The organism is Bacillus testis, from assembly GCF_001243895.1.
In the GTDB taxonomy this organism is placed as follows: domain Bacteria; phylum Bacillota; class Bacilli; order Bacillales; family DSM-1321; genus Bacillus_AD; species Bacillus_AD testis.
Map to the genome: position 1 here is coordinate 1,437,685 of NZ_LN851186.1, position 16,348 is coordinate 1,454,032.

The 16,348-nt window shown below is 41.9% G+C and carries 13 protein-coding genes; 6 read left to right on the forward strand and 7 right to left on the reverse strand.

All coding sequences use genetic code 11. The annotated features are described in order from the left end of the window. Positions 1-230 precede the first annotated feature (230 nt). The gene (locus BN1765_RS07635; RefSeq protein ID WP_075050789.1) at positions 231-1,775 is read left to right on the forward strand and encodes an aldehyde dehydrogenase family protein; all 1,545 of its coding nucleotides are present in this window, start codon (positions 231-233) and stop codon (positions 1,773-1,775) included. 283 nt (positions 1,776-2,058) lie between these two features. After that, positions 2,059-2,829, forward strand: a complete 771-nt coding sequence (locus tag BN1765_RS07640; RefSeq protein ID WP_050614556.1) for a TerC family protein — start codon at positions 2,059-2,061, stop codon at positions 2,827-2,829. Between the two features lie 170 nt (positions 2,830-2,999). Here BN1765_RS07640 and BN1765_RS07645 read toward each other — a convergent pair whose 3' ends face one another. Both BN1765_RS07645 and BN1765_RS07650 read right to left on the reverse strand, forming a co-directional pair. Then, the gene (locus tag BN1765_RS07645; RefSeq protein WP_050614557.1) at positions 3,000-3,806 is read right to left on the reverse strand and encodes a GNAT family N-acetyltransferase; all 807 of its coding nucleotides are present in this window, start codon (positions 3,804-3,806) and stop codon (positions 3,000-3,002) included. Positions 3,807-4,041: 235 nt separating this feature from the next. Then, positions 4,042-4,233 carry an alpha/beta-type small acid-soluble spore protein gene (locus BN1765_RS07650; RefSeq protein WP_050614558.1) on the reverse strand — a complete coding sequence of 64 codons (192 nt, stop codon included), beginning with the start codon at positions 4,231-4,233 and terminating at the stop codon, positions 4,042-4,044. A gap of 203 nt (positions 4,234-4,436) precedes the next feature. Here BN1765_RS07650 and BN1765_RS07655 point away from each other — a divergent pair, with 203 nt between their 5' ends. Both BN1765_RS07655 and BN1765_RS07660 read left to right on the forward strand, forming a co-directional pair. Further along, positions 4,437-5,666: an NAD(P)/FAD-dependent oxidoreductase gene (locus tag BN1765_RS07655; protein ID WP_050614559.1), complete on the forward strand. Its 1,230-nt coding sequence runs from the start codon at positions 4,437-4,439 to the stop codon at positions 5,664-5,666. 194 nt (positions 5,667-5,860) lie between these two features. Continuing rightward, entirely contained in the window at positions 5,861-7,216 is a 1,356-nt protein-coding gene (locus tag BN1765_RS07660; protein WP_050614560.1) for a TrkH family potassium uptake protein, read from the forward strand. A gap of 132 nt (positions 7,217-7,348) precedes the next feature. Here BN1765_RS07660 and qoxD read toward each other — a convergent pair whose 3' ends face one another. The 4 genes from qoxD to qoxA are packed head-to-tail and all read right to left on the reverse strand — an operon-like array spanning position 7,349 to position 11,217. Continuing rightward, on the reverse strand, positions 7,349-7,630 hold the full coding sequence (gene qoxD / locus BN1765_RS07665; RefSeq protein WP_050614561.1) for a cytochrome aa3 quinol oxidase subunit IV: 282 nt from the start codon (positions 7,628-7,630) through the stop codon (positions 7,349-7,351). Position 7,631: 1 nt separating this feature from the next. After that, positions 7,632-8,228: a cytochrome (ubi)quinol oxidase subunit III gene (locus BN1765_RS07670; RefSeq protein ID WP_050614562.1), complete on the reverse strand. Its 597-nt coding sequence runs from the start codon at positions 8,226-8,228 to the stop codon at positions 7,632-7,634. After that, positions 8,225-10,180 carry a cytochrome aa3 quinol oxidase subunit I gene (gene qoxB / locus BN1765_RS07675; protein ID WP_050614563.1) on the reverse strand — a complete coding sequence of 652 codons (1,956 nt, stop codon included), beginning with the start codon at positions 10,178-10,180 and terminating at the stop codon, positions 8,225-8,227. Before qoxB ends, BN1765_RS07670 begins: the two co-directional genes overlap by 4 nt. 47 nt (positions 10,181-10,227) lie before the next feature. Beyond that, positions 10,228-11,217: a cytochrome aa3 quinol oxidase subunit II gene (gene qoxA / locus BN1765_RS07680; RefSeq protein ID WP_050614564.1), complete on the reverse strand. Its 990-nt coding sequence runs from the start codon at positions 11,215-11,217 to the stop codon at positions 10,228-10,230. A gap of 1,227 nt (positions 11,218-12,444) precedes the next feature. Here qoxA and BN1765_RS07685 point away from each other — a divergent pair. Together BN1765_RS07685 and BN1765_RS07690 are read left to right on the forward strand one after the other, a co-directional pair. Continuing rightward, complete coding sequence (locus BN1765_RS07685) at positions 12,445-13,035, forward strand: competence protein ComK (protein WP_261797556.1); 591 nt, start codon at positions 12,445-12,447, stop codon at positions 13,033-13,035. A gap of 214 nt (positions 13,036-13,249) precedes the next feature. Further along, complete coding sequence (locus BN1765_RS07690) at positions 13,250-14,656, forward strand: branched-chain amino acid transporter BcaP (protein ID WP_050614566.1); 1,407 nt, start codon at positions 13,250-13,252, stop codon at positions 14,654-14,656. A 73-nt stretch (positions 14,657-14,729) separates the two neighbouring features. Here the strand turns inward: BN1765_RS07690 and BN1765_RS07695 are convergent, their stop codons facing one another. Beyond that, positions 14,730-15,758 carry an acyltransferase family protein gene (locus BN1765_RS07695; protein ID WP_050614567.1) on the reverse strand — a complete coding sequence of 343 codons (1,029 nt, stop codon included), beginning with the start codon at positions 15,756-15,758 and terminating at the stop codon, positions 14,730-14,732. Between the last annotated feature and the right edge of the window lie 590 nt (positions 15,759-16,348).

The window sequence follows — 16,348 nt, forward strand, 5'->3', positions numbered from 1 at the left end:
TGTTTGTCCATGAGAGCGAGGTGTCTATGTTTCGCCAGGCTTCTTTCTTCCGATTTTGGTAGTCTTGAATTGTAAACGGGTATGGCGTCGAGTATAGTGTAATTATGGAATACAATAGTTATGGACGGTTTACAGGAAGAAGGTAGAAGCAGCTTTTCAAAAGCTGTTTTAGGTATGTTTAAAAAGCTTAATCATCGGATTGGGCTGACGAATTTAGGGGAGGGATTTACGTGAAATCACTCAAGGAACCTTGGAAAGTATATTCTCCTGCCACGGGGGAACAGATATATGCGATGCATGGCACGGATAACAGTCAAGTGGAAGAGATGGTACAGGTTGCTAGATCGGCATTTACAAGGTGGAGTTCCTTCACAGTGGAAGAACGTCTGCCGTATTTCTCTTCATTACGGAATATTCTGCTTAAGGAGATGGGCCAAACCGTTGATGTCATTTCCGGAGATGCCGGAAAAGTGCCATTGGATGCTCTTGTGGCCGATATTATGCCAGTCCTCGATTTTATTAGAACAATCGAGAAAGATGCCGTAAAAAATCTGGCCAGACAAAAGGTGAAAACACCTATACTATTTCTAGGGAAAAAATCCTACATCGAGTATATGCCAAGAGGTGTGGTCCTTGTCATTTCACCCTGGAATTATCCGTTCCAATTGAGCATGGTGCCCATTTTAAGCGCGTTGATTGCAGGAAACAGCGTTATTGCCAAGCCGTCTGAAGTGACTCCTTATGTTGGCAAATATATGGAAGAGCTCTTCAGCAAGGCCGGTTTTCCTGAAGGAGTTGTCCAATTTGCACATGGGGGAAAAGAGCTTGGCCAAAGCTTGGTTTCCTCTAAGCCTGATTACATATTTTTTACTGGTTCGGTGGCAGCTGGGAGGAAAATTGCTGCTCAGGCTGCCGGCGACTTGATTCCTGTTACCTTGGAACTTGGCGGGAAGGATCCGATGATTGTCTGCCATGATGCCAATTTAGCCAGGGCCGCCAAGGGGGCGGTCTGGGGCGCTTTCACCAACAGCGGACAAGTATGCATGAGTGTGGAGAGACTGTATGTGGATCAGAAAGTCCATACATCATTCGTGGAGGCGGTCTGCAGGGAAGTGAATGCTATTACACAGGGGGCCACGAAGGAAGATGACATCGGGTCGATGACTTATCCCCATCAAATCGAAATCGTCAGGGAACATGTCCTTGACGCGCTCTCGAAAGGGGCAATCCTGCAAACGGGCAAGCATCCTGACGAGTGGGAGGAAAACAGTATGTTCCTTGAACCGATGGTGTTGACTTCCGTAAACGCCAGCATGAAAATCATGAATGAAGAAACGTTCGGTCCCGTTTTGCCGATTATCCCGTTCAACGATGAAACAGATGCTGTAGCGATGGCCAATGACAGTATGTATGGCCTGAATGCCAGTGTGTGGTCGGCGGACATAACACGTGCAGAAGCCTTGGCTTCGCAGCTTGTATCAGGAGCAGTCATAATCAATGATGTAATTATTTCCGTGGCAAACCATCACCTTCCCTTCGGAGGCGTTAAAAACAGTGGAGTCGGCCGCTATCATGGTGAAAATGGCTGGCGCATGTTCTGCCATGAAAAATCGGTGATGTCCGATCGCGGCAAGAAAGACAGCGAGATTCAATGGTACCCTTATGGAGGCAAATATACGAATTTCGTTGGATTGCTGCAATCCTATTTTGGCGACCGGAAGAAATGGGGCTCTTTCTTAAGGCATTACTTGACCTTATTGAAGAAAAGTAAATAAAGGGGTTGCCAATCTAATCAATACACCATATAATAAACTCATAAATTAATACGGTGTTCCTTTTCAAAGGGGAGTAGCATTAGGGTGTTGGCCCTAAAACAAAGTCGTCAGTTCGTGGGTGTATACATATTCACCGGCTTTGTTAAGCAATCTATATTTGCTCAGCGAGACCTTTGCCATTGTAGTGAGTAATGGCAGGGGTCTTTTTCTATTGCCTCTAATCCATAATTTAACTCATTACAATTGGTGTGAAAGTAGAACACTAGTAATGGAGGTTGAATAAATGGAAGCAACAGTGTTACTGGAATATGGCTGGGTATTGCTGGTGTTGATCGGTCTTGAAGGAATCCTTGCGGCCGATAATGCAGTTGTGCTGGCCGTCATGGTAAAGCATTTACCGGTTGAGGACAGGAAAAAAGCCCTTTTTTATGGATTGTTGGGTGCCTTTATCTTTCGGATTGGAAGTTTGTTCCTCATTTCTTATTTGGTCAATGTTTGGCAAGTACAGGCGATTGGCGCCGTTTACTTGATCTTTATCGCCATGCACCATCTTTATAAAAAATATACAAGCAAAGATCAGTTGCCTGAAGCCCATATGCCGGCTGCCAAAGGCTCCGGCTTTTGGATGACTGTTGTTAAGGTGGAGGTTGCAGATATCGCTTTTGCGGTGGATTCCATGCTGGCTGCCGTTGTGCTGGCAAAGACATTGCCTACCACTGGCTGGTTTTCGGTAGGAGACATCGATGGAGCCCAATTCATTGTCATGTTCCTGGGAGGATTTATTGGTGTAGTCATTATGCGGTTTGCTGCGCATATGTTCGTTGATTTATTGCAAAAGCGCCCAAGTCTGGAAACCGCAGCATTCTTTATTGTCGGTTGGGTAGGTGTGAAGCTCGCTGTCTTCACGTTAGCACATCCATCCATTGGGGTTATTCCTCATGAATTCCCTGAATCGACGTTATGGAAGCTGATTTTCTGGGGGGTACTGCTCGGCATCGTGGCAGCTGGTTTCCTGTTCTCGAAAGATAAAAATAAGGTTCAAGAAGAAGTATAAGTTTAAGCATAAGAAACGGGTTCCCAGAGGGTACCCGTTTTTTTGTGTGTAAATTATCGGATATGAGAAAACAAAGAGGTGTGGGAAATCCTGCAGTAAGCATCTAATTGTTTTATCTACTGTTCGGCGGGCGTGGAAGGAATGAAGACCCCATATTTCCTAGTTTCACTTTACTTTTCCCAAATCAATTGATTATAGGCGATTTGCATACCGGCTCTTTGCATATTGCGCATTGAGGAGCTGCCATAGGCGGCTTGGGAGGTAATGGTTGTACAGCCTATATGAAGGGCCATTGATAGTCTTTCGCGCAGCAGAAAGCTATGTATGCCTTTTTGGCGATAGGCGGGCAATACGCCGGCTGCAGACAAATAAGCTTGGTTGCCCTGCATATAGAGAATGGCAACGCCGGCCGGAGCCCCTTGATAGCTGGCAATGTAGAAAGCCCACCGGGTACTGTCCAGGCTGCGATTGTTATCGGCAAGTCCAGGAGCGAGAAAGGATGGCATGTGAAAGCACTCTGTATACAATGAGGTGAATACATCCATTTCTTCGTTGCTTATTTTCTTTGCCGTGACCGCTTCATCGTCGGACCTGCCATTTTGCAGGGATAGGCCAGGCAGATACATGGTTGTGTGGATGTTTGTTTGCTTCAGGCCTAAACGTGTGAGCTCGTCGAAGGTTTCGAATGACACATTACCAGGGCATAATTCAAAACGCAGGGGGATGGTCAAGCTTTTATAGTAGGCGATTATTTCTGAGAGGAAAGGCAAATCATCATCGGTAAATCCTTTTACCGTATTGAATGCAGGCCCCGGCATGTTCTTGGCGGCCAATCCGGTCGCTTTTCTAAAAGACTGGATGCTGATACCCATGGGGTTTTTAGGGCGTCGTTGGATACTTTCCATTTTATCGATAGTTGCCTGTATTTCCACTTCTTGTATTGAGCGGATGCGTGTGTTGGTTAACACTGGATTCACAGCTGATTCCCCCATTGTATTGTTTATACCTATATTTCGCCAAAGACACAAGATATCCTTCTCTTTTTATCCCGTTCCGACTGGTGCTAAGACCTTCTTAATCAGGAGCAAAAGCGAGGAAAGTATAAGAGGGAGATTACGCGCTAGAAGAATCCGATTGGTCTAATTGAGGGGAGTGAAGATGAGCATAAAAAAGGCACCCAGTGTGGTGCCTTTTTTTAGCCAGTGTATGAAATTAGGATTTATTAGAAAGCTGGGATTGGGCTTGTTGCACTAGCCGTTTGGTTATTTCCCCGCCAACAGAGCCGTTCGCCCGTGAAGTAGTATCGGAACCCAAAGAAACGCCGAACTCCTGGGCGATTTCGTATTTATATTGGTTAAGCATCTGTTCAACGCCTGGCACTAAAAGTTGATTTCTCGATGACATGCTGTTTGTCCTCCTTTGTAGGTTTTACAGAGTTTCCTCTGTATTTCTAGTATGGATGTCCAATGGGTTTATATGAAGGCAGTTTAGTGGGAAAAGTCCCTTTAAATGAAAGCGGTGGAAAAAATATTGCAGCTTAAAAAAGGTTTGTCATTTACGTAAAAACGGAAATAGAGAAATATAGATCAGGAAGAGGAGAATGATTGATGGACTTATCTAGTGGAAAAACGTATTGGGATCATACATACAAAGGATTTACCTATCCAGTATTGGAGAACGATGTGGAATGCGACGTATTAATTGTAGGCAGCGGATCTTCGGGGGCTCACTGTGCCTATTTCCTTGCCGATCAAGGCGTATCGGTCACCCTGGTCGATAAACGGACAATTGCGTCTGGAAGTACAGTTGCCAACACGGGGTTGCTGCAATACAGCAATGACAAAATGCTGAGCGCAATGATCCGAAGTTTTGGGGAAAAGGCGGCGGTAAGGCATTATCAATTGGGATTGGAAGCAATCCAGACGTTAAATGAGGAAGTAGTTCCATCCCTTGCCGAGAATTCTGATTTTAAAATCAGGAAAAGCCTTTATTTCGCTAGTTCTAAAGAGGATGTCGCTTCACTCCAAGAAGAGTTCAAAACGCTAAAGAAATATGGTTTCCCTGCTGACTATTTCACAAAGTCGCAGATTGAAAAATATTTTTCATTCAGTAAGGAAGGGGCTATTGTAACAGGAAATGATGCTGAAGTTAATCCTTATAAGCATGCCCATTTGTTAATCCACTATGCGGAGCAAAAGGGAGTTAAGATTTATGAGCATACAAAAATAAACGGCCGGAAGCATACCAAGGAAGGTGACATTCTTTACACCGATAAAGGGCATTCTATAAAAGCAAAATATATCATCTATGCGACAGGTTATGAAGCGCAGGAAGAAGTGCGCGATCCGAATGGTTCAATCATTAGTTCGTATGCTTTAGCAACTAATCCGGTGGGAAATATAGATGGCTGGTACGATGATATGATGCTTTGGGAGACGGCAAGGCCTTATATATACGCGAGAAGAACAGCGGATGGCCGTATTGTATTCGGCGGTCTCGATGAAGCTACAACCAAAGTGGATAAGAGAGATACAAAGCTGATCCATAAACGGGATTTACTCATGCAGACGATTTACGATATGTTCCCTGAATTAAAAGGGAAAACGATGGCAGAGTATTATTGGGGAGCTTTTTTCGGAGAAACACATGACGGATTGCCGACAATCGGCACGTATGAAGACTATCCTAACAGCTACTTTTTGCGCGGATATGGAGGGAATGGCACAGTATATAGCGTGATCCTCTCACAGATTATCAGAGATCTGATTCTTAAAGGAAAGAACGATAATTCGTATATCTATTTAAAGGAACGTCCGATGCTTGAAAGGATTATGTAAAAGGTTGGGCAGCAAAGAAAGGGAGAGGTTTGTATGCCTCTTTTCCTATTGCCCCGTTCTAACTTGTACTAAGGCTACCACCGAAGACGAGGTGGTAAATAGAAGAATATCGGTTGAAAAATGGACAAACCCTCGCTATTCCATCTACAATAGAAGAAGTTTGTTAAGTCATTGGTAAGATAGAGGGTATACATATGAAAATTACTGAAAAAAAATACACAAATCAGTTAACGCCAGCACAGCTTATTGTCATCTTTTATCTGATTGCTGTAACGGTATCCACATTATTACTGATGCTTCCGATTGCGAAGAAACCGGATGTGGATTTGCCTTTTATCGATGCCCTGTTTGTTGCTGCAAGCGCAGTAAGCGTCACGGGTTTGACACCGGTTGATATTCCTTCGACTTTCAGTATTCCGGGGATTTTTATCCTGATGTTCGTCCTGCAGTTCGGAGGGATTGGCATCATGACTTTAGGAACGTTCATGTGGCTGCTATTCCGAAAAAAGATTGGCTTTAAAGAGCGTAGATTAATTATGATGGATCAGAACCAATATTCGCTATCTGGACTGGTGGCTCTCCTGCGGCAGGTGCTTTTCATCATTATGACGATAGAAGCGGCCGGAGCGCTTATCCTCGGCGTTTACTTCCTAAAATATTACGACAATATCCCGGAAGCCTTTCTGCACGGGCTTTTCATGTCTGTAAGTGCAACCACTAACGGAGGCTTTAATATTACAGGAAACTCATTGGTTCCATATGCCCAAGACTATTTTGTTCAATTTATCAATATCGTGCTTATTATTTTGGGCGCGATCGGCTTTCCTGTCTTGATTGAAGTCAAAAATTTCTTATCCAGGAAATCGGCAGATCGAAAATTCAGGTTCTCATTATTTACTAAATTAACATCCATAACGTTTTTAATCTTAATTGTCTTTGGGACAATCATTCTCCTACTGTTAGAGTCCCAAAATTTCTTACACGGAAAGAGTTGGCATGAAAGCTTTTTTTATGCATTGTTCCAGTCGGTTTCTACCCGGAGCGGCGGGCTGCAGACGATGGATGTGGCACAGCTTCAGGAGCCTACGCTTTTGATTCTGAGCGGGCTGATGTTTATAGGGGCTTCTCCGAGTTCCGTAGGCGGCGGAATCCGGACGACTACCTTTGCGATTAATATGTTGTTTCTTTACAATTTCGCTAAGGGGAATCGTCAAATAACGGCATTCAAGCGCGAGATATCTCCTGTGGATGTCCGAAAGTCGATGGTCGTTACGTTAATGGCCTTTATGATGTGCTCCACTTCAATCATACTATTGACGATCACTGAACCATTTAACCTCACTGAAATTATTTTCGAGGTATGTTCGGCTTTCGGAACGACAGGAATGAGCATGGGAATCACCGCACATCTGTCTATATTCGGAAAAGTTATCTTGATTCTCTTGATGTTTATCGGGAGAATCGGTATTATTAGCTTTCTCTTTACGATGGGCGGTAAGGAGAAGAGATTGGGCTACCGCTATCCTGAAGAAAGGGTTATTATTGGATAAGGAAATGTGGCAGGTAAATTAATGTCTGCCTAATTTAATGAGATGTTTTAAAGGAATAACAAAAAGCCTGCAGCGAAATGCTGCAGGCTTTTTGTGTTATATAATTCTTTCTCTTCTGGAAGGATAAGGTGATTACCAGCCCCAAACCAGAGTGAACAATGATCCAGCAATCGTTGCAACTGCTACGAAAATACCGAATGCCAGGTTGAGAAAGATGGAAGACTTATCTTCGGATTCACCAATGTGCATAAATAGGAATACTTGGACACCGGCTTGAAGTATAGCTGTCGTGAATAAGATGGACATACTTGCACCGAATGAAAGATCAAACCAATAAACGCACATGGCAACTAATGTAAGCACAATCGATGCTAAGAAGCCCATAATATGTGCTACAGGGAATAGCTTTGACATGTTACATCAGTCCTTTCAAGTAAATAAAGCTTAAGATGAAGATCCAGACAACGTCCAAGAAGTGCCAATATAAAGAGAAGATAAACGCTTTATTGGCAGTATCCGGGTTGAAACCGCGTTTAGCGATTTGGATGAAAATCATCAATCCCCAGAAGAAACCAAATGTTACGTGGGCACCGTGCGTGCCAAGTGTTACGTATAAGCTTGATAGGAAGGCACTGGTAGAAATTTTGGCGCCTTCATCCACGTAATTGAAGAACTCAGTGATTTCAATTCCTAAGAATCCTAATCCAAGGACCAGCGTAATGGCAAGGAAAGCAAGCATTGCTTTCTTATTGCCAATGCGCATGGCATTGACTGCTAATCCAATGGTAAAACTACTTGTTAATAGGATGAACGTTTCCCAAATGACACCTGAAATTTCAAAGATGTCTTTTCCGGTAGGACCTGAACCAGTCCCTGTATGCAAGATTGCATAAACGGTAAACAAGGTGGCGAACAATACAACTTCTGCCGCCAAGAAGACCCAGAAACCAGTGATACGCAATCGGTTTTGTTCTGTACTATATTCAAGTGGTAAGGAGGTATTTAGCTTCATACTGTCTCACCTCTCAATTTTCTTTCTGTTTCTTCCAATTCCTTAGCAGAAATATGGAAGCCAGGGTCGATTTGGAACGAACGTGCAATCAGTAAGGCTGCTATTGCTAGGCCGGAGATGATTGCAGGAATCCACATGCTGAATACCATGAAGAATCCAAGAGCAAAGAAAGCAATAAACAATATGAATGGCTTAAAGCTGCCGTTAGGCATATGAATTTCCTGGTAGCCATTCGGGAAGATATTTACATAACCCTTTTTATGATCCCAATATGCATCTGCGTGGTCCACTTCTTCAGGAAGAACAGGAGTAACCGCAAAGTTGTATGCAGGGATTGGACTTGGAGTAGACCATTCCAATGTTCTTCCATCCCATGGATCGCCAGTAACGTCTCTTGGTTCATAACGGATACTGTAGTAAATGTTATAGACTAACAATGCGAAACCGATCATTAGGCCGAGTGCACCGATTGAAGCCGTCAAGTTTAATGGGCCAAAGCCGGATGCCTCAGAATACGTATATTGGCGTCGAGCCATACCATCTAATCCTAAGAAGAATAGAGGCAAGAATGTAACGTTGAATGAAATGGCGATGATCCAGAAAGAGATTTTACCCCATTTTTCATTCAATCTGAAACCGAAGATTTTAGGGAACCAGAAATACATGCCGGCAATTACCCCGAATACAGTACCAGGAATCAATACATAGTGGAAATGCGCCACTAGGAACATCGTATTGTGGTATTGGTAATCGGCACTTGCCATGGCAAGCATAACACCGGTAATCCCACCGAAAGTAAAGATCGGAATGAACCCTAATGCCCAAAGCATCGGAGTCGGGAAGACAATTTTCCCTTTGTGCATCGTGAATAGCCAGTTGAATATTTTAACGCCAGTCGGAACGGCAATCATCATAGTAGTGATTGAGAAGAAGCCGTTGACCATTGCGCCTTGTCCCATTGTATAGAAGTGGTGAACCCATACAACGAAAGATAGCAAGGAGATGGCAAGCATAGACACAACCATCGATTTGTAGCCGTACAGATTCTTTCGTGAAAATGTTGAGATAATCTCACTGAAAATACCGAATGCCGGTAGAACAACAATATATACCTCAGGGTGGCCCCATACCCAGAACAAGTTGGCCCATAACATATCGTTACCGCCGTTGGTCATTGAGAAGAACTGTGTACCGAATAGACGGTCGAACATCATAAGAGCTAGTGCAACAGTCAGGACAGGGAATGCAAATGCGATGATGCCGCAAGTGATCAATGCAGACCAAGTGAACATCGGCATTTTCATCAATTTCATGCCTGGTGCTCTCATTTTAAGGATGGTAACAATGAAGTTAATACCTGTCATCAGTGTACCAATACCCGATATTTGGATGGCCAGACTGTAATAGTTATTACCTACTGTCGGGCTGAATTCATTACTTGCCAATGGGAAGTAAGCAGACCAGCCTGCGTCTGGTGAACCTCCGATAACAAATGAAATATTGAATAGCATTGCTCCTGCAAAGAATAGCCAGAAACTAATGGCATTCAAGTAAGGGAAAGCCACATCGCGCGCTCCAATTTGAAGTGGAACGACAACGTTCATAAGTCCTAAAATAAATGGCATTGCCATGAAAAGAATCATGATGACACCATGTGTTGTAAAGATTTCATTATAATGTTGCGCGTTCAATAATTTCATATCTGGCGCTGCAAGCTGTGTTCTCATCAGCAACGCATCTACGCCGCCGCGGAAAAGCATAAGTAGCGCACAGATGATGTACATGACACCGATCCGTTTGTGGTCAACAGTAGTCAACCACTCATCTTTTAAGTAGCGCCACTTCTTGAAATATGTTAAGCCCACTAAGATGGCAAGTGTAGCAACGATAATGCTGACATATGCACCATAGATCAACGGACTCATTTCTACTTTAAATTGATCCCAATTCACAGTTTGTAACTCCTTTCTTATTTGCTGTATTTAGTTCTGCTAACACATCAATGATTACTATGTTCGCTGTGATCATTATGTTCGCTCTTGTCATTGCCTTCTGTGTTTTTCTTGTCGAACTGGTTATCATCAGAACCGCTGCCGTCTGTTGGAGTTGTTTTTTTCATATCCATATCATCCATGTTCTTCATGTTCTGCATATCCTCATGTTCTTCTGGAGGAGGGCTGAACTTCAAGTGAGTGGAAGAATATGATTTTCTGCCAACATATGGTGTGTCTAATAATTTATTAAACTCTTTTTCTGTCAATTTCTTTTCATTTGCCTTAACATCTTTAACCCATTGGTCAAAATCAGCAGGAGTCATTGATAAAGCTTCGAATTCCATTTTGGCGGTACCCTGTCCGCTGAAGTTAGAGTTGCGTCCCATCATGGATTTAGGATTATCTGCAACAAAATGCAATTTTGTAATCATATCGCTCATACCGTATTTTTGTCCGCCTAGTTGAGGGATCCAAAGGCTTGTAATCGGTCCATAAGAATAAATGCGGAATTCCACCGGACGTTTTGTTGGCATGTTTACATAATTGACTGTTTCAATTCCTTCTTCCGGATAGCTGAAATGCCATTTCCAGTTGGAAGAAGCTGCATAAATCACTAAAGGTTTTTGGTCCTCATACCCTTTAGGCGTTTTTTCAACCTCATTTGTTGTTTTTACTGTGACTACAGCTAAGATTGTTACGATAATGATTGGAATGATGGTCCAAGTAAATTCTAAATACTTATTACCTTTATCATGAGGCGGCTCATAATCTTTAGGCGCTTTTGATGCTCTGTATTTGGTTAGCATGAATATGTATAGCACTACCACGACAACCAAAATAAAAATCATGAAGAATACAGAAAAGTTAATTGTATTTGCCTGAGTTTGAGCAACCGGACCATTTGGTCTGAATACAAGCGGTCTTTGATAATCACAACCAGCCAAAGCCAGCATCGTTAAAAAAGATCCAATTAATACTGCCCACTTCTTTTTCATAATGTTCCCCTTTCTTAAGTGATGAGTGTGCTGCTGCTTCCCTTTGTGTGATTAAAGAGAAAGGCGTAACAAATCGGAAAATCATTAAGATTTTGAAATCTGTGATTCTCCAGATGTTGTAACTATTGAGGTATAGTGTTTATGCATTCACATACCTTTAAATATACTATATTAATTCATACCCGAAATTTCAAACGATAAAGATTTATGATAATTATGTGAAGGTAAAAAATGGTTTGAAATGAGCGAAAATTCAACATAAAAGGTAAAATAATCTTATTTTTGATTAAATTTACATTATACTGGTATATTACATTTTCTCTCGAATTATTGATATATTAATAATGTGGCAATGGTGAATACTATATGAAATTTGTAGAATTGTGAGCAAATGGTAATTGTGAACAAAAAATGTCATTTTGTAAAACGGCAAAATATGCCTGGAATTCTACTGGGAAATATCCTTTTTCAAGGTGGAAACGGGCGTTTTTTATAGCTGAAAATGCAATTTTGTATTTTTTGTGAAAGAGGAAATTGGGATGTTAATTTGGACTCTCGTATCTTCTGCTAATTCAATTGTACGTTAGTATCGTTACATACAAGAAAGAATTAGAGAGAATCTAATTCGCTTAAAAAGGCGTGAATACAGGAATTTCTGCAGAGAAATGCACTTAGCTAGTCTGAAAGGGGAGGACAGGCCGAATGGCAGGAGAGTAAACGGAAGTATTTAATTATAAAGAATTTTAGCGATAATTCAACGGCTGAATTATTGGAAGAATGAATGGGATGAAACATTAACTGAAAAATGCAAAAATAAGGAAAATATTGGTTTACACAGAACCTTTTTCAATCGATAATAGTCCTAAAGGTTCATTTTTCAATTTTCCTCATAAATGAACAGCTTACAACAAAAAAAGACATCAATCACAAAAATTCCAATCATCTTTTGCTTTTGCTATTGAAATGAAAGAGCAAATCTAGCGAAAACGTACACAATAGGTAGAGGAGTTATTTTTAGAGGGAATAGGAACCAAGAGTTAATGCGAAATAGAAGGTATCTCATTTAAAAGGAGGCGTGGCATATGTGAAGCATGAGCATATGCAAAACGCCCATAAGCAAAGAAGTCGTGGGGACAGCTGCTTATGGGCAATCAGAGGATATACCTGCTGACAATAGCAAGTATACCTTTTTCCTGAAGAAATGGAAATGATTAATTAAAGAAAAAGGTGAGAGAATTGGAAAAGAAGAGGTATGCATTCTACACAATTAATGGAAAAACCATTTGTATGATTAAAAGGTTTGGGCCCAATGGGGAAGTTTATTCAACTGTCATTGAATTCGGCAGGACCATTTATGTTGATCAGCCGCCCCTTGAGATTATCAAAAAATCAATGCTTAAGTTTGGGCAGGAGTTCAATGGAGCGATGAAAGCAGCAAGGATGTTATTAGAGATCAAACAAACACCGCCTTTACAAATAAGCGGTTATCATAAATTGTATTGGATTGCTACAGAGAAATACACGAATGACGGCTGTGTCTTTATTGCCATGCACCAAATCGCAAATGTTGAAAGATGTGCGGGACGAAGGAAGACGATTGTCCAATTTAAAAATGGGCACGAACTAGAAGTAGGAATCTCTTTATTACATCTTAAAAGAAAAATAGAAAGTGCCAAAGAGCTGCAAAGCCAAGTAGAAGGATGTTTAAATGAAGAAAAGCATCCAATCAAGTATAGCGGAGTCAGTATTGTCCGTGAAGAAGCCCGAAGTATCTATTGTATTATTGAAAAACCAAAGTTCCAGGATATAGAAAAATAAAAAAGATGCCGGCCCAAGATGAATGGCCGGCACCTTTTTTGACTGTCAGCCAGGCATTATTTTACTAGAAAAGAAAACATTGACGAACAACATCCATATCCATATAATCGAATTATCTAAATTTTTTAAAAATAATACTTTATACGGGAAATAAACAATCAAATGACAATTTTATTTTTCTTGGACGGGTTAAACAACTTGGGGGATGTTTGTTATGAAAAATGGTTTGATGAGGAAGAAATCGATAGAGAGTCTGGTTGCTTCGACAGAAAACCAGGGTTTGAAAAGGGAATTGGGGGCATTCGATTTAACGATGCTTGGAGTCGGGGCAGTAATCGGTACGGGCATTTTCGTCTTGACGGGAACGGGAGCTGTGCAGGCAGGCCCAGCGTTAGCCATATCTTTTGTAATTGCGGCATTGGCTTGCCTTTTTGCAGCTCTGGCATATGCGGAATTCGCTTCTACTGTGCCAATATCGGGTTCTGTTTATACATATACTTATGCTACACTTGGTGAATTTTTTGCCTGGATAATCGGCTGGGATCTCATCCTTGAATACCTTCTGGCAGTCAGTGCAGTGTCAGTGGGATGGTCCGGATACTTCCAATCGTTCCTGAGCGGAATAGGCCTTGATTTGCCGAAAGCGCTGACTGCAGCGCCGGGAGCTGTAAAGGGAGCAACGACCTATATGAACCTGCCGGCAATCCTCATTGTGATTGCCATTACTTTTGTACTTTCAATTGGAATAAAAGAATCAAAAAGGCTAAATAACATGATGGTGCTTTTTAAAATAGCGGTTGTGCTATTGTTCATAATCGTAGCTATTTTTTATGTAAAGCCTGCCAACTGGGTTCCTTTCATGCCCTTCGGCTTCAAAGGCGTTTTCTCTACAGCCGCTTTATTATTTTTCGCTTTTGTGGGCTTTGATGCCGTAGCGTCGGCAGCCGAAGAAACAAAAAACCCAGCAAAGGACCTGCCAAAAGGCATTATAACTTCTTTAGCAATATGTGCTGTTTTATATGTGGCAGTTTCATTGATTATGACCGGTGTTGTTCCGTATCCTGCTTTCAGCCAGGCGCTTGACCGGCCAGTGGCACTTGTCCTGCAGATGGCAGGCCAGAATTGGGTGGCCGGCGTTATTTCAGTTGGAGCCGTGTTTGGCATGACGACTGTCATGCTGGTCATGTTATACGGCCAGACACGGATTATGTATGCGATGGCGAGGGACGGGCTTATGCCGCCATTTCTTTCCAAAATTCATAAAAAATACAAAACGCCATATGGAGCTACTTGGATTTTTGGCCTTATTGCGGCTGGACTTGGAGGATTTGTCCCGTTGGATGAACTGGCTTCATTGGTCAATATCGGCACATTATCCGCGTTTACGTTGATTTCGGTGGCTGTACTGGTTTTGCGGAAAACACGGCCTGATTTAAAGAGGGCATTTACATGTCCGGGGGTGCCGGTTGTCCCGGCACTAGCCATTTTGTTCTGTCTGTTCCTTATGGTTCAGTTGAGCGGTGCAACGTGGATTCGCTTCTTGATATGGCTGGCTATAGGAATGGTCATTTATTTTTTTTATTCACGAAAAAACAGTAAACTGAATAAGCAAGGGAAGTAGCCCCAGATGCAAAAGGCTCACATTCAATCTAATAGGCCAAAAAACCCGTGGACAACTGTCCGCGGGCTTTTTGTCAATTCAGGCGAATATACCTCTTCATTTGGTTCATCATTCTGTAAGCATGGGGTTTGAATCTTGTTGCGTTCAATTCGATAACGGGCTGGGCCATGGAGAACACAAATCTGCTTGAAAGCAAGAGGGTCAGTGTCATAGCGAGCGCAACTAGGATCCAGTAAACATTGGAAGAAGAAACATATTGATGCAGATTGCTTTCGCGGAAAAATTGGATGAAAAAGCCGTGCAACAAGTATACATACAATGTTCTTTCGCCAAATAGGGTGAAAAAATAACGGCCTCTTGGCACTAGGGAAAGGAAGCAGGCAATCATAAGAAAGCTTAACCCATAGCAGCTTAATCTGGTCAGCATCCCAAAGGTGGCATTCAATTCCGAATAAGGTTTAGAGCCCAACAGCCACTTATAATCAATATCTGGATAAAGATAGAATCCGACAATTACAATAATGAAAATCAGGATGGATGCAACGCGGATCTTCACAGTAAAAAGTTTTTGGATATGTTCTTTTTTCAGATAGTAGCCGGCCAAAAACATTGGAAAGAAAACGAATGTCCGGGAAAGGCTCAAGTAGTTGGATATTTCGTCTACATACCCTACGAGCAGACCAATCAGAATTGTCAGGGTAAGTCCGTATAGAGGCTTCATCCGTGAGAATAGCAGCAGCATCATATTCCAAAAGAATAGTGAAATCAGGAACCAGAGGGACCAATGGGGTTCAAACGGATCCAGCTTAATAGTGGGCGCCTTGTCCAAATAGTAAAAATAGACAGAGTATATACCTTGAAAGATTAAATAAGGGACGATCAGCTTCTTGAATAGTTTCACTATATAGCCTTTTCGGTAAATGCCTTTGGCAAAGAATCCGGAAACTAGGATGAAGGCCGGCATATGAAAGGTATAGATCGTTTTATACAGGGCATAAATGCTGTCTGCGTCGTGTATGTATGTTCGAAGTAAGTGGCCAAACACCACGAAAAAAATAAGGATAAATTTAGCATTATCGAAGAAAAAGCTTCTAGTATTCATAATATCCTCCATGATTTGTAATTGACTCTTCTGTTGCAGGCATACAAAACAATGCCGAGCCAGCCGGATGGCAAGTGGAATTGATTCATCGTCACCGAGCCTTCACTAGCAACAGGGAATAAAGCGCCCATACTAGGGCGAAATGTCTTTTTATAATGTAATACCCCAATCTTAACGCTGATTAACAGGACAGGCGGTTACATTTCCTTAACATTTAAATGACAAACCGAAATGCCAAATAGACTGCAAAAGCCTGTAATATATATGAAAGATATTGATAAATTTTCTATCCGTTCCAGTAAAAATACCGCGATACCCAAAAATTTTCATTTCTTTAGAGCCCTTTTAAACATACAATAGAATTTGATTTAAAAGTGTGTGCTGCTATAAGAAAGCATGCAGGAAATGCCATCCCATTCCGACTGGTGTTATGACTCCCGCTAATATAAAGCAAGGAGACTCAGAAGTGGGAGGCATACGATTGCATAAAGGATGCTTGGAAGGGATGATTGAAAACCTTAACGAACAAATTGTCCTTTAGGGAATGTTTGTGTGGCGATTAACTATTAATGGAAGTACTGATTCCATTC

What these genes read in the sequence shown, in the direction of transcription:
- qoxA (WP_050614564.1), bottom strand. Translation starts at nt 11,217, where the DNA reads ATGAAAAAGAAGTGGGCAGTATTAATTGGATCTTTTTTAACGATGCTG.
- BN1765_RS07690 (WP_050614566.1), top strand. Translation starts at nt 13,250, where the DNA reads ATGAAAAATGGTTTGATGAGGAAGAAATCGATAGAGAGTCTGGTTGCT.
- BN1765_RS07650 (WP_050614558.1), bottom strand. Translation starts at nt 4,233, where the DNA reads ATGTCATCGAGAAATCAACTTTTAGTGCCAGGCGTTGAACAGATGCTT.
- BN1765_RS07670 (WP_050614562.1), bottom strand. Translation starts at nt 8,228, where the DNA reads ATGAAGCTAAATACCTCCTTACCACTTGAATATAGTACAGAACAAAAC.
- BN1765_RS07655 (WP_050614559.1), top strand. Translation starts at nt 4,437, where the DNA reads ATGGACTTATCTAGTGGAAAAACGTATTGGGATCATACATACAAAGGA.
- qoxD (WP_050614561.1), bottom strand. Translation starts at nt 7,630, where the DNA reads ATGTCAAAGCTATTCCCTGTAGCACATATTATGGGCTTCTTAGCATCG.
- BN1765_RS07695 (WP_050614567.1), bottom strand. Translation starts at nt 15,758, where the DNA reads ATGAATACTAGAAGCTTTTTCTTCGATAATGCTAAATTTATCCTTATT.
- BN1765_RS07640 (WP_050614556.1), top strand. Translation starts at nt 2,059, where the DNA reads ATGGAAGCAACAGTGTTACTGGAATATGGCTGGGTATTGCTGGTGTTG.
- BN1765_RS07660 (WP_050614560.1), top strand. Translation starts at nt 5,861, where the DNA reads ATGAAAATTACTGAAAAAAAATACACAAATCAGTTAACGCCAGCACAG.